Origin of the sequence: Citrobacter sp. Cf125 (genome assembly GCF_030333935.1) — a bacterium.
In the GTDB taxonomy this organism is placed as follows: Bacteria; Pseudomonadota; Gammaproteobacteria; order Enterobacterales; family Enterobacteriaceae; genus Citrobacter; species Citrobacter freundii.
In genome coordinates this window covers 12,706-26,456 of sequence record NZ_JAOWEY010000017.1, presented here as the reverse complement: position 1 = coordinate 26,456, position 13,751 = coordinate 12,706, and the positions used below count along the sequence as shown (strand labels likewise).

Genomic DNA, 13,751 nt, shown 5'->3' with positions numbered 1-13,751 from the left:
ACAATGACGAAGTACACCCTGAAAGATATCACCCGAGCTTCCGGCGGTTTTGCCATGCTGGCGGTCGATCAGCGCGAAGCCATGCGCTTAATGTTTGCCGCTGCGGGTGCAAAATCCCCGGTCAATGACAGCGTGCTGACCGATTTCAAAGTCAATGCGGCAAAGATCCTGTCCCCCTATGCCTCCGCCATTCTGGTCGATCAGCAGTTCTGCTACCGCCAGGTTGTAGAGCAAAACGCGGTAGCCAAAAGCTGCGCCATGATTGTGGCCGCTGATGAGTTTATTCCGGGTAACGGAATTCCGGTCGATAGCGTAGTGATTGATAAAAAAATCAACCCGCAGGCTGTGAAGCAAGATGGCGCCAAGGCTCTCAAATTGCTGGTGCTGTGGCGTAGCGATGAAGATGCCCAACAGCGCCTGGACATGGTGAAAGAATTCAATGAGTTATGCCATTCCAATGGGCTGCTGAGCATCATCGAGCCGGTTGTTCGCCCACCGCGTCGTGGCGATAAGTTCTGCCGTGAACAGGCCATCATCGATGCCGCGAAAGAGCTGGGCGACAGCGGTGCCGATCTCTACAAGGTCGAAATGCCGCTGTACGGCAAAGGAACCCAACAGGAATTGCTTAGCGCCTCTCAGCGCCTGAATGAAAACATCAACATGCCGTGGGTCATTCTCTCCTCTGGTGTGGATGAAAAACTGTTCCCACGCGCGGTCAGCGTAGCAATGACCGCAGGCGCATCCGGCTTCCTGGCCGGGCGTGCGGTCTGGTCATCCGTCGTGGGTCTGCCGGATACCGAACTGATGCTGCGTGATGTTTCCGCACCGAAGTTGCAGCGTCTGGGCGATATCGTCGACGAAATGATGGCCCGCCGCTAATAGAGGATCAAAGCATGAAATGGTTTAACACCTTAAGCCACAACCGCTGGCTGGAACAAGAAACCGATCGCATCTTTAACTTTGGTAAGAACGCGGCGGTGCCCACCGGGTTTGGTTGGTTAGGAAACAGTGGTCAGGTCAGAGCGGATATGGGAACACATCTGTGGATCACCGCCCGCATGCTGCACGTCTATTCCGTTGCCGCCTCCATGGGTCGCCCAGGTGCATATCAACTCGTAGACCACGGCATTAAGGCGCTGAACGGCGCGCTACGCGACACACGCTACGGCGGTTGGTACGCCTGCATCAATGACGAAGGCGTGATGGATGCCTCCAAGCAGGGTTATCAGCATTTCTTCGTTTTACTTGGCGCGGCAAGCGCGGTCACTACCGGTCATCCACAGGCCAGAAAATTGCTGGATGACGCCATCGAGGTGATTGAGAAGTACTTCTGGAGCGAAGACGAACAAATGTGCCTGGAGTCCTGGGACGAAGCCTTCAGCCAGACAGAAGATTATCGCGGCGGCAACGCTAACATGCACGCGGTCGAGGCTTTCCTGATCGTGTATGACGTTACTCATGACCGTAAATGGCTCGATCGCGCACTGCGTATCGCTTCGGTGATTATTCACGACGTGGCCCGTAGCGGGGAGTACCGCGTCAATGAACACTTCGATTCACAGTGGAACCCAATCCGCGATTACAACAAGGACAACCCAGCTCACCGTTTCCGCGCCTACGGTGGCACGCCGGGTCACTGGATCGAGTGGGGCCGCCTGATGCTGCATCTGCATGCTGCGCTGGAAGCTCGCTTTGAAACGCCTCCTGCCTGGCTGCTGGAAGATGCAAAAGGACTTTTCCACGCCACTATCCGCGACGCCTGGGCACCGGACGGCGCAGACGGTTTTGTCTATTCGGTGGATTGGGACGGCAAACCGATCGTTCGCGAAAGAGTGCGCTGGCCGATAGTCGAAGCGATGGGTACCGCCTACGCCCTGTACACCCTCACAGGCGACAGCCAGTACGAAGCCTGGTACCAGAAATGGTGGGATTACTGCATCACCTACCTGATGGATTACGAGACCGGTTCATGGTGGCAGGAGCTGGACACCGATAACAAGGTGACCACCAAAGTCTGGGACGGCAAGCAGGATATTTATCACCTGCTGCACTGCCTGGTGATCCCACGTCTGCCGCTGGCTCCGGGCCTTGCTCCGGCTGTTGCCGCCGGTCTGCTGGATATCAACGCTAAATAAGTAACAAGGTGGGCTGCCATGCATAGCGGTGGAAAAACCATTCATCTTCAGGCCGGACACTATCAGGCGAAAATCGTCACGGTTGGCGCTGGGCTAGCGGAATTGACGCACCGTGGACGTCATATCGTTATTCCCCACAAACCGGAAGAAATGCCGCTGGCACACTTGGGGAAAGTGTTAATCCCCTGGCCAAACCGCGTTGTAGACGGCAGCTATCACTATAACGGCAAGGATTACCAGCTTGCCGTTAACGACTCGGTTTCACATACCGCCATTCATGGGTTACTGGCCTGGCGGGACTGGCAGATTAACCAGCAGTCGGCATCGGAAGTGTCGCTGACGATTTTTCTGCCGCCTTCTTATGGTTATCCCTTCGCGCTGGTTTCAGAGGTGATTTACCGACTGGAGGCAACCCGTGGACTGCACGTTTTTATCCACACACAGAATGTGGGTGACGAAATCGCGCCGTATGGCGCGGGAGCACACCCCTATTTGACCTGCAATCTGCAACCTATTGATGACTGTGAATTAACACTCCCGGTGAGTGAAGAAACATGTGATGAACGATATTTCACCACGCCGCAACGCATTGCGCAGACCGCTATCGATCATACGTTCAGGACTATGCCACCTGACGCTGAGTGGGAAGTCAGGATGACCAGCCCATCGCAAAACATGTCCACTTTTTTACGCAGCCACCAGCCCTGGTTGCAAGTGTATACCGGCGAAAAATTAGCACGGCGTGGCCTGGCGGTTGAACCGATGACCTGCCCGCCAGACGCCTTTAACTCCGGAATTAGCCTGATTCATCTCGCGCCCGGAGAACAACATCAGATGCATTTTTTAATCGGCAGTGAATAACAGATTTCCGACAAATTACCGAATTACCCTATTTTTACGGAGACGACAATGAATTCGCTACAACAACGGTCAACCGCCATAGAACTCACATCATTACCTGATGGATTTGCTTTAACGTACCACCAGCGCCTGATTTTACGCCACAGCACAGAAACGCCCTGCCTGTGGGTCGGCGCTGGCGTTGCCGACATTGACATGTTTCGCGGCAACTTCAGCATTAAAGACAGGCTCAATGAGAAGATTGCTCTGACTGGCGCCACGGTAAGCGAGTCCCCAGACGGCTGGCGGGTGCATTTCAGCCGCGGTGATACCATCAACGCCACGCTGCATATTTCCACCGATGAACAGGGTCGCCTGAAGCTGGATCTGCACAACGGCGATCTCAACCATAACCGCATCTGGCTGCGTCTGGCCGCCAGGGCGGACGATCATATTTACGGCTGCGGCGAACAGTTCTCTTATTTCGACTTACGCGGTAAGCCGTTCCCGCTGTGGACCAGTGAACAGGGCGTGGGCCGAAACAAAAACAGCTATGTCACCTGGCAAGCCGACTGTAAAGAGAACGCCGGTGGCGACTACTACTGGACCTTCTTCCCACAGCCGACCTTCGTCAGCACGCAGAAGTACTACTGCCACGTTGATAACAGTTGCTATATGAATTTCGACTTCAGCGCGCCGGAGTATCACGAACTGGCGCTGTGGGAGGACAAAACCACCCTGCGCTTTGAGTGCGCTGATACCTACATCTCTCTGCTGGAAAAACTGACTGCGCTGTTAGGACGCCAGCCGGAGCTGCCGGACTGGATCTACGATGGCGTCACGCTCGGTATTCAGGGCGGTACTGAGGTTTGCCAGAGCAAACTGGACACCATGCGTAACGCAGGCGTGAAAGTAAACGGCATCTGGGCGCAGGACTGGTCCGGGATCCGCATGACCTCCTTTGGCAAGCGCGTGATGTGGAACTGGAAGTGGAACAGCGACAATTATCCGCAGTTGGATAGCCGTATTAAGCAATGGAAAGAAGAAGGCGTGCAGTTCCTCTCCTACATCAACCCGTATGTTGCCAGCGATAAAGATCTCTGTGCCGAAGCGGCCAAACACGGTTATCTGGCGAAAGATGCATCCGGCGGCGATTACCTCGTAGAGTTTGGCGAGTTTTACGGCGGCGTGGTCGATCTGACCAACCCGGAAGCCTACGACTGGTTCAAAGAGGTCATCAAGAAAAACATGATCGAACTGGGCTGCGGCGGCTGGATGGCAGATTTTGGCGAATACCTGCCGACAGATACGCATCTGCACAACGGCGTCAGCGCCGAGATCATGCACAACGCCTGGCCCGCACTGTGGGCGAAATGTAACTACGAAGCGCTACAGGAGACCGGCAAACTCGGCGAGATCCTGTTCTTTATGCGTGCGGGTTACACCGGCAGCCAGAAATACTCCACCATGATGTGGGCGGGCGATCAGAACGTGGACTGGAGCCTTGACGACGGTCTGGCTTCCGTCGTTCCTGCAGCGCTGTCGCTGGCGATGACCGGTCACGGTCTGCACCACAGCGATATCGGCGGCTACACCACCCTGTTTGACATGAAACGCAGCAAAGAACTGCTGCTGCGCTGGTGTGACTTCAGCGCCTTCACGCCGATGATGCGTACCCACGAGGGTAACCGCCCAGGCGATAACTGGCAGTTTGATGGTGATGCTGAAACCATCGCCCACTTTGCACGAATGACCGCCGTGTTTACCACCCTGAAACCGTATCTCAAACAGGCCGTCGCGCAAAACAGCGCTACCGGTCTGCCGGTGATGCGCCCGCTGTTCCTGCATTACGAAGACGATGCGCGTACCTATACCCTGAAATATCAGTATCTGCTGGGACAAGATCTTTTGGTCGCGCCGGTTCACGAGCAAGGCAAGTCCGACTGGACCCTGTATCTGCCGGAAGATAGCTGGATAAATGTCTGGACCGGGGAAACCTATCAGGGCGGTGAAATTACCGTGGATGCGCCGATTGGCAAGCCTCCGGTGTTTTATCGCGCGAAGAGTGAATGGGCGTCACTGTTTGCCACTTTACGCAACATCTAATACGGCTCGCCCGTGGGGAGACTCACGGGCACATGGAGAATAATAATGAGTCAGACTTCTTCTAATCCGGCAACCCTACGCTTGCCGTTCAAAGAAAAACTCGCCTATGGGATGGGTGATTTAGGTTCCAATATCCTGCTGGACATAGGTACGCTCTATTTACTCAAGTTTTATACCGATGTTCTTGGTTTACCTGGAACTTATGGCGGTATCATTTTCCTTATCGCCAAGTTTTTTACCGCGTTTACCGATATGGGGACTGGGATTATGCTCGACTCGCGCCGCAAAATCGGCCCGAAAGGCAAATTCCGCCCGTTCGTTCTGTATGCCGCATTTCCAGTGACGCTGCTGGCGATTGCGAACTTTGTCGGTACACCATTTGAAGTCACCGGTAAAACGGTGATGGCAACGGTACTGTTTATGCTGTACGGACTGTTCTTCAGTATGATGAACTGCTCTTACGGTGCGATGGTCCCCGCGATCACCAAAAACCCGGACGAACGCGCCTCGCTGGCTGCCTGGCGACAGGGCGGAGCCACTCTTGGCCTGCTGCTGTGCACCGTCGGTTTTGTGCCAGTAATGAACCTGATCGAAGGCAACTCACAGTTGGGCTATATCTTCGCTGCCACCTTATTCTCTCTGTTCGGCTTGCTGTTTATGTGGCTGTGCTATGCCGGGGTTAAAGAACGCTACGTGGAGGTGAAACCCGTTGATGCCGCGCAAAAACCGGGATTGCTGCAATCCTTCCGCGCCATCGCAGGTAATCGCCCGCTGTTTATTCTGTGCGTTGCCAACCTTTGCACACTTGGCGCGTTTAACGTCAAGCTGGCGATTCAGGTCTATTACACCCAGTACGTACTGAACGACCCGATCCTCCTTTCCTGGATGGGCTTTTTCAGCATGGGCTGTATCTTCATCGGCGTCTTCTTGATGCCGGGAATGGTCAGACGTTTCGGCAAGAAAAAGGTCTACATCGGCGGTTTGTTGATTTGGGTCGCGGGCGATCTGCTGAACTACTTCTTTGGCGGCGGTTCCGTCAGCTTTGTCGCTTTCTCGTGCCTGGCGTTCTTCGGCTCAGCATTCGTCAACAGCCTGAACTGGGCGCTGGTCTCCGACACGGTGGAATATGGCGAATGGCGTACCGGCGTACGTTCGGAAGGAACGGTATACACCGGCTTCACCTTCTTTCGTAAAGTGTCACAAGCGCTGGCAGGATTCTTCCCCGGCTGGATGCTGACGCAAATCGGCTACGTCCCCAACGTGGTGCAATCTGCCAGTACGGTCGAAGGGTTGCGTCAGCTGATCTTTATTTATCCCTGCGCGTTGGCGGTGATCACCATTGTAGCTATGGGCTGTTTCTACAACCTTAACGAGAAGATGTATGTCCGCATCGTTGAAGAGATAGAAGCGCGTAAACAAACCGTTTGATAATAATAATGAATAGCGCTCTACGGGGCGCTATTGAGGAGCGATTATGTCTTTTCATGATCCGCTAACGCTAAAACTGAGCCTGCGTGAAAAATTCGCCTACGGAGTGGGTGACTTCGGCTCAAATTTGATGCTGTGTATCGGCACACTGTATCTGCTTAAATTTTATACCGATGAACTAGGGATGCCGGCCTGGTACGGTGGGATTATCTTTTTGGTGGCGAAGTTCTTCACCGCCTTCACCGATATTCTGACCGGCGTGTTGCTGGACTCAAGGCGTAATATTGGCGCAAAGGGGAAATTCAGACCCTTTATTTTGTATGCGTCATTTCCTGTCGCCGTCGTCGCCAGCGCACAGTTTTTAGCGACAGGATTTACGCTAACAGTGAAAACGGGGCTGGCAACGGTGTTGTTCATGCTGTTCGGCCTGTTCTATAGCCTGATGAACTGTTCCTACGGCGCGATGGTGCCTGCAATTACTAAAAATCCACATGAACGCGCTCAGCTCGCCGCCTGGCGTCAGGGCGGCGCTACCGTAGGCCTGTTACTGTGTACCGTTGGCTTTATGCCGATTCAGGCGCTATTTGTCAGTTCGCCTTCGCTGGGGTATCTGATTGCCGCACTGCTCTTCTCTGTCTGCGGATTGTTCAGTATGTGGTGGTGCTTTAGCGGTGTGAAGGAACGCTATATCGAAATCGTGCCGGATCACCATAAACCCAGTATTCTCAAATCGTTCTGCGCCATTTTCCGTAACCCTCCACTACTGGTGCTATGTGTTGCCAACTTGTGCACGCTGGCGGCATTCAACATTAAGCTGGCAATTCAGGTGTATTACACCCAGTACGTGCTGAACGATATACATCTGCTGTCGTGGATGGGTTTCTTCAGCATGGGATGCATTCTGGTTGGGGTACTGCTGGTTCCCACAGCTGTAAAACGCTTCGGTAAAAAACAGGTTTACCTCGGCGGTCTGGCGCTATGGGCAATCGGCGATGTGCTGAACTTTTTCTGGGGCAGCACGTCATTTTTATTCGTGATGTTTTCTTGCATGGCCTTCTTCGGAACCGCTTTTGTTAACAGCCTGAACTGGGCGCTGGTTCCGGATACGGTCGATTATGGCGAATGGAAGACGGGGATCCGTGCGGAAGGCTCGGTATATACGGGTTATACCTTTTCGCGCAAAATTTCCGCGGCGCTCGCAGGCTTCCTGCCTGGGATTATGCTGACACAAATCGGTTATATCCCCAACATAGCCCAGAGCGATGCTACCCTGCTCGGTTTGCGTCAACTCATCTTTCTCTGGCCTTGCGGACTTGCAATTATTGCAGCACTCACAATGGGCTTCTTTTATAAACTCAACGAAACACGTTTTGCTTTTATTATTGAGGAAATCAGCCAACGGAAGAAAAACAACATCCAACCGGACCCTATTACCAATAAAAAGAATACCTCTGCTGTAAACGTATAAAAATAATAGCCGCCTATTCCATCCAAATGGATGGCGGCCTCCCTACGCTTAAAAAATGGATTTATCATGAAAAAATTAACGACAATAATTTTCTTATCCTCTGTGGTATCAACCTCTGCTTTCGCTGGAGCCTATGTAGAAAACCGCGAAGCATATAACCTGGCGTCCGATCAAATAGAGGTCATGATGCGCGTCGGCTATAACTCTGATATGGGTGCGGGCATCATGCTCACCAACACCTACACGATGCAACGCAAGGATGAGCTAAAACACGGCTATAACGAAATAGAGGGCTGGTATCCGTTATTTAAACCAACAGATAAATTAACAATCCAACCTGGCGGGCTAATAAACGATAAGAGTATTGGTTCTGGCGGCGCTGTTTATCTGGATGTTAACTATAAATTTACACCATGGTTTAATCTTACCGTGCGTAATCGATATAATCATAATAACTACAGTTCAACCGACCTGAACGGTGACCTGGATAATAATGATACCTATGAAATAGGTAACTACTGGAACTTTGCCATTACTGATAAATTTTCCTATACCTTTGAACCGCACTATTTTATGCGAGTCAATGACTTCAATAGCAGCAACGGAAAAGATCATCACTGGGAAATTACCAATACCTTTAAATATCGGATCAATGAACACTGGTTGCCCTACCTGGAATTACGCTGGTTAGATCGCAATGTTGAACCCTATCATCGCGAACAAAACCAGATTCGTGTTGGGGCAAAGTATTTCTTCTGATACTGCTGATGATAAAAAAAGCCGCTGATAATCAGCGGCTTTTTTATGCTTACCTGAGAAAGAGCGTTAATTACTCTTCTTTCGCGCCACGCATTGCACGGCGACGATCGTTTTCAGTCAGGTGACGCTTACGAATACGGATAGAGGTTGGAGTAACTTCTACCAGTTCGTCGTCATCGATGAATTCCAGAGCCTGCTCCAGAGTCATCTTAACCGGCGGAACCAGAACCGTTGCTTCGTCAGTACCGGACGCACGCATGTTGGTCAGTTTCTTACCGGTCAGGCAGTTTACAGTCAGGTCGTTAGAGCGGCTGTGAATACCGATGATTTGGCCTTCGTAAACTTCAGCACCGTGACCCAGGAACAGCTTACCGCGGTCCTGCAGGCTGAACAGTGCGAACGCAACTGCTTTACCCTGGCCGTTGGAGATCAGTACGCCGTTCTGACGCTGACCCACATCACCCGCACGAACATCGTCGTAGTGGCTGAAGGTGGAGTACAGCAGACCGGTACCGGAAGTCATGGTCATGAATTCTGAACGGAAGCCGATCAGACCACGGCTTGGGATCACGTAGTCAAGACGTACGCGGCCTTTGCCATCTGGATTCATGTTTTTCAGGTCGCCTTTACGCTCACCCAGAGCCTGCATGACAGAACCCTGATGCTGCTCTTCGACGTCCAGCGTTACGTTTTCGAACGGCTCTTGTTTACGGCCATCGATTTCGCGGAAGATAACTTTCGGACGGGAAACCGCCATTTCGAAACCTTCACGACGCATGTTTTCAATCAGAACAGACAGGTGCAGCTCACCACGACCGGATACGCGGAACGCATCCGCATCTTCGGTTTCTTCAACGCGCAGCGCAACGTTGTGCACCAGCTCTTTGTTCAGGCGGTCAAGGATCTGACGAGAGGTAACATATTTACCTTCTTTACCACAGAACGGAGAGGTGTTTACGCAGAAGAACATGGTTACGGTCGGTTCATCAACGGACAGAGCCGGCAGCGCTTCGACGTTCTGCGGATCGCAGATGGTGTCGGAGATGTTCAGTTCGCCCAGACCGGTGATCGCGATGATATCGCCGGCTTCGGCAATATCGCTCTCGATACGTTCCAGACCCAGATGAGTCAGAACTTTACCGACTTTACCGTTACGGGTTTTGCCTTCGCTATCAATGATAGTGATCTGCTGGTTAGGTTTAACTTTACCGCGTTTAATGCGGCCGATACCGATTACGCCAACGTAGTTGTTGTAGTCCAGCTGAGAGATTTGCATCTGCAGCGGGCCATCAAGATCTACGTTCGGAGCCGGTACACGATCAACGATAGTCTGATACAGCGGAGTCATGTCTTCAGCCATATCTTCGTGATCCAGACCTGCGATACCGTTCAGCGCGGAAGCGTAAACGATCGGGAAGTCCAGCTGTTCGTCGGTAGCGTCGAGGTTAACGAACAGGTCGAATACCTGATCAACAACCCAGTCAGGACGCGCGCCAGGACGGTCAACTTTGTTGATAACAACAATTGGCTTAAGGCCATGGGCAAAGGCTTTTTTGGTCACGAAGCGCGTCTGCGGCATCGGACCATCCATTGCATCCACCACCAGCAGCACGGAGTCGACCATGGACATTACACGTTCAACTTCACCACCGAAGTCGGCGTGCCCCGGGGTATCAACGATGTTGATGCGGTAGTCATTCCATTTGATAGCGGTGTTTTTAGCGAGGATGGTAATCCCACGCTCTTTCTCCAAATCGTTGGAGTCCATCACGCGCTCTTGGGTTTCAGCACGTGCATCGAACGTACCGGATTGTTGGAGCAGCTTGTCTACCAGGGTCGTTTTACCATGGTCTACGTGCGCGATGATGGCGATGTTACGCAAATTTTCGATCACAACTTTGCCTCAGGCATTTTAGAAATAGCGCGTTATTGTACACGGATTAATCGCAGTACAAAACAGGATCACAAACATCCTCCGCAAACAAGTATTGCAGAGTTTCTTTGTGATCACATTCACGGAGCGTTAAAAGGGGTAATCTGACATGCTTTGCACCAATATGGTGCTTAATGTTCACATTAAAGCACTATAATGGTGCAATACAACCTTCATGGTGCAGCCCCTTTGCACGATAGTGCGCATGATAACGCCTTTTAGGGGCAATTTAAAAGTTGGCACAGATTTCGCTTTATATTTTTTACGGCGACACGGCCAATTTTTTGCAGAATTGAAGACTTCGTTACCACGACGACCATGACCAATCCGGGAGAGTAAGTATGTCCGCTGAACACGTTTTGACGATGCTGAACGAACACGAAGTGAAGTTTGTTGATTTGCGCTTCACTGATACCAAAGGTAAAGAACAGCACGTCACTATTCCTGCTCATCAGGTAAATGCCGAATTCTTTGAAGAAGGCAAAATGTTTGACGGCTCCTCAATCGGTGGCTGGAAAGGCATTAACGAATCAGACATGGTTCTGATGCCAGATGCGTCTACTGCACTCATCGACCCGTTCTATGAAGAGTCCACCCTGATCATCCGTTGCGATATCCTGGAACCTGGTACACTGCAGGGCTATGACCGCGACCCGCGCTCCATCGCAAAACGCGCTGAAGAGTATCTGCGTTCTACCGGCATCGCAGACACCGTTCTGTTCGGGCCAGAGCCAGAATTCTTCCTGTTTGACGACATCCGTTTCGGCGCGTCTATTTCCGGTTCCCACGTGGCAATCGATGACATCGAAGGCGCATGGAACTCCTCCACCAAATACGAAGGTGGTAACAAAGGTCACCGTCCTGGTGTGAAAGGCGGTTACTTCCCGGTTCCTCCGGTAGATTCTTCTCAGGACATCCGTTCTACCATGTGTCTGATCATGGAAGAGATGGGCCTGGTTGTTGAAGCGCATCACCACGAAGTGGCGACCGCTGGCCAGAACGAAATCGCGACCCGCTTTAACACCATGACCAAAAAAGCGGACGAAATTCAGATCTACAAATACGTCGTGCACAACGTTGCGCACCGTTTCGGTAAAACCGCGACCTTTATGCCAAAACCGATGTTCGGTGATAACGGTTCCGGTATGCACTGCCACATGTCCCTGTCCAAGAACGGCGTAAACCTGTTCTCTGGCGACAAATATGCGGGTCTGTCTGAGCAGGCGCTGTTCTACATCGGCGGTGTAATCAAGCACGCTAAAGCGATCAACGCCCTGGCTAACCCGACCACCAACTCCTATAAGCGTCTGGTCCCAGGCTACGAAGCGCCGGTAATGCTGGCTTACTCTGCCCGTAACCGTTCTGCTTCTATCCGTATTCCGGTTGTTGCTTCTCCGAAAGCGCGTCGTATTGAAGTGCGTTTCCCGGACCCGGCTGCTAACCCGTACCTGTGCTTCGCAGCACTGCTGATGGCTGGTCTTGACGGCATCAAGAACAAGATCCACCCGGGCGAAGCCATGGACAAAAACCTGTACGACCTGCCGCCGGAAGAAGCGAAAGAGATCCCACAGGTTGCTGGTTCTCTGGAAGAAGCACTGAAAGAACTGGATCTGGACCGTGAGTTCCTGACTGCAGGCGGCGTGTTCACCAATGAAGCGATCGATGCGTACATTACGCTGCGTCGCGAAGAAGATGACCGTGTGCGTATGACTCCGCACCCGGTAGAGTTTGAGCTGTACTACAGCGTTTAATCGTTTGAGTTGCCGTGGAACTTTTAGCCTGCTCAGGCAGGCTTGAGATCGATGGCGAATGATAGGACGCCTGATGGCGCAAGCTTATCAGGCCTACCGGTAACATCACCTTGTAGGCCGGATAAAGCAAAGCCGCCATCCGGCATCTGCGTTTGCCAGTCATCTGTAGCCCATCCCAGGATGGGCTTTTTTCTCCACTAACAACCTGCTTTCTCGCGCTTTTTTGATGTAAAAAGCTATAATGCACTAAATTGGTGCAACACTTTTCAGGAGACTGCTGAATGGCAACCGGCACGCTGCCCGATGCTGGGCAGATCCTCAATTCTTTAATCAACAGCATTTTGCTCGTCGACGATGAGCTGGCGGTACATTACGCCAACCCGGCGGCACAGCAGCTGCTCGCCCAAAGCTCCCGCAAACTGTTTGGTACACCGCTTCCCGATCTGTTGAGTTATTTCTCCTTAAACATCGGACTGATGCGAGAGAGCCTGGAAGCAGGCCAGGGCTTTACGGATAACGAAGTGACGCTGGTGATAGACAGCCACTCACATATCCTGTCAGTGACCGCTCAGAGGCTGCCTGATGGCCTTATCCTGCTGGAGATGGCGCCAATGGATAACCAGCGCCGTCTGAGTCAGGAGCAGCTCCAGCACGCCCAGCAGATTGCCGCCCGCGATCTGGTGCGCGGTCTGGCGCACGAAATCAAGAACCCTTTAGGTGGATTACGCGGCGCAGCGCAGCTACTCAGCAAAGCGCTTCCGGACCCGGCGCTGACCGAATATACCAAAGTCATTATTGAGCAGGCCGACCGCCTGCGTAATCTGGTCGACCGTCTGCTGGGACCACAACAACCTGGCATGCATGTCACTGAAAGTATTCACAAGGTGGCGGAGCGCGTGGTGGCGCTGGTCTCAATGGAGCTCCCGGAAAACGTCACGCTGATTCGTGATTACGACCCGAGTCTGCCCGAACTACTGCACGATCCGGACCAGATCGAGCAGGTTCTGTTAAACATCGTGCGCAATGCTTTGCAGGCGCTGGGAGCGGAAGGCGGTGAGATCATTCTGCGTACCCGCACCGCGTTTCAGCTCACGCTGCACGGCGTACGTTATCGCCTGGCGGCACGGATTGATGTTGAGGACAACGGTCCGGGTATTCCCTCGCATTTGCAGGACACGCTGTTCTACCCAATGGTCAGCGGTCGCGAAGGCGGTACCGGGCTTGGATTATCCATCGCCCGCAATTTAATTGATCAACATTCCGGCAAAATTGAATTTACCAGTTGGCCGGGTCATACCGAGTTCTCGGTTTACCTGCCTATCAGGAAATAA

10 protein-coding genes are annotated in these 13,751 nt (G+C 52.5%); 9 read left to right on the top strand and 1 reads right to left on the bottom strand.

Annotated features, from left to right (window positions below; genetic code table 11):
* The first annotated feature begins 3 nt into the window (after window positions 1–3).
* The 7 genes from yihT (at window position 4) to ompL (ending at window position 8,736) form a co-directional block, all read left to right on the top strand.
* Window positions 4–879 (top strand): sulfofructosephosphate aldolase, encoded by an 876-nt coding sequence (gene yihT, locus OGV89_RS03350; protein WP_003028656.1) that lies wholly within the window; start codon window positions 4–6, stop codon window positions 877–879.
* A gap of 14 nt (window positions 880–893) precedes the next feature.
* Window positions 894–2,135, top strand: coding sequence for a sulfoquinovose isomerase (yihS, locus tag OGV89_RS03345; RefSeq protein ID WP_137376918.1), 1,242 nt, complete (start codon window positions 894–896; stop codon window positions 2,133–2,135).
* Window positions 2,136–2,153: 18 nt separating this feature from the next.
* Window positions 2,154–2,996, top strand: coding sequence for an aldose-1-epimerase (locus tag OGV89_RS03340; RefSeq protein ID WP_264859370.1), 843 nt, complete (start codon window positions 2,154–2,156; stop codon window positions 2,994–2,996).
* 48 nt (window positions 2,997–3,044) lie between these two features.
* Window positions 3,045–5,081 (top strand): alpha-glucosidase, encoded by a 2,037-nt coding sequence (locus OGV89_RS03335; protein ID WP_003847919.1) that lies wholly within the window; start codon window positions 3,045–3,047, stop codon window positions 5,079–5,081.
* A gap of 45 nt (window positions 5,082–5,126) precedes the next feature.
* Window positions 5,127–6,509, top strand: a complete 1,383-nt coding sequence (locus OGV89_RS03330) for an MFS transporter (protein WP_003028647.1) — start codon at window positions 5,127–5,129, stop codon at window positions 6,507–6,509.
* Between the two features lie 46 nt (window positions 6,510–6,555).
* The gene (locus OGV89_RS03325; RefSeq protein WP_003028645.1) at window positions 6,556–7,977 is read left to right on the top strand and encodes an MFS transporter; all 1,422 of its coding nucleotides are present in this window, start codon (window positions 6,556–6,558) and stop codon (window positions 7,975–7,977) included.
* A gap of 66 nt (window positions 7,978–8,043) precedes the next feature.
* Window positions 8,044–8,736: a porin OmpL gene (gene ompL, locus OGV89_RS03320; RefSeq protein WP_003028643.1), complete on the top strand. Its 693-nt coding sequence runs from the start codon at window positions 8,044–8,046 to the stop codon at window positions 8,734–8,736.
* Window positions 8,737–8,806: 70 nt separating this feature from the next.
* Here ompL and typA read toward each other — a convergent pair whose 3' ends face one another.
* Window positions 8,807–10,630, bottom strand: a complete 1,824-nt coding sequence (typA, locus tag OGV89_RS03315) for a ribosome-dependent GTPase TypA (protein WP_003028641.1) — start codon at window positions 10,628–10,630, stop codon at window positions 8,807–8,809.
* Window positions 10,631–11,010: 380 nt separating this feature from the next.
* Here typA and glnA point away from each other — a divergent pair, with 380 nt between their 5' ends.
* Window positions 11,011–12,420 (top strand): glutamate--ammonia ligase, encoded by a 1,410-nt coding sequence (gene glnA / locus OGV89_RS03310; protein WP_003028638.1) that lies wholly within the window; start codon window positions 11,011–11,013, stop codon window positions 12,418–12,420.
* Window positions 12,421–12,701: 281 nt separating this feature from the next.
* A complete protein-coding gene (glnL, locus tag OGV89_RS03305; protein ID WP_003028636.1) occupies window positions 12,702–13,751 on the top strand; it encodes a nitrogen regulation protein NR(II) in 1,050 nt (349 codons plus the stop codon).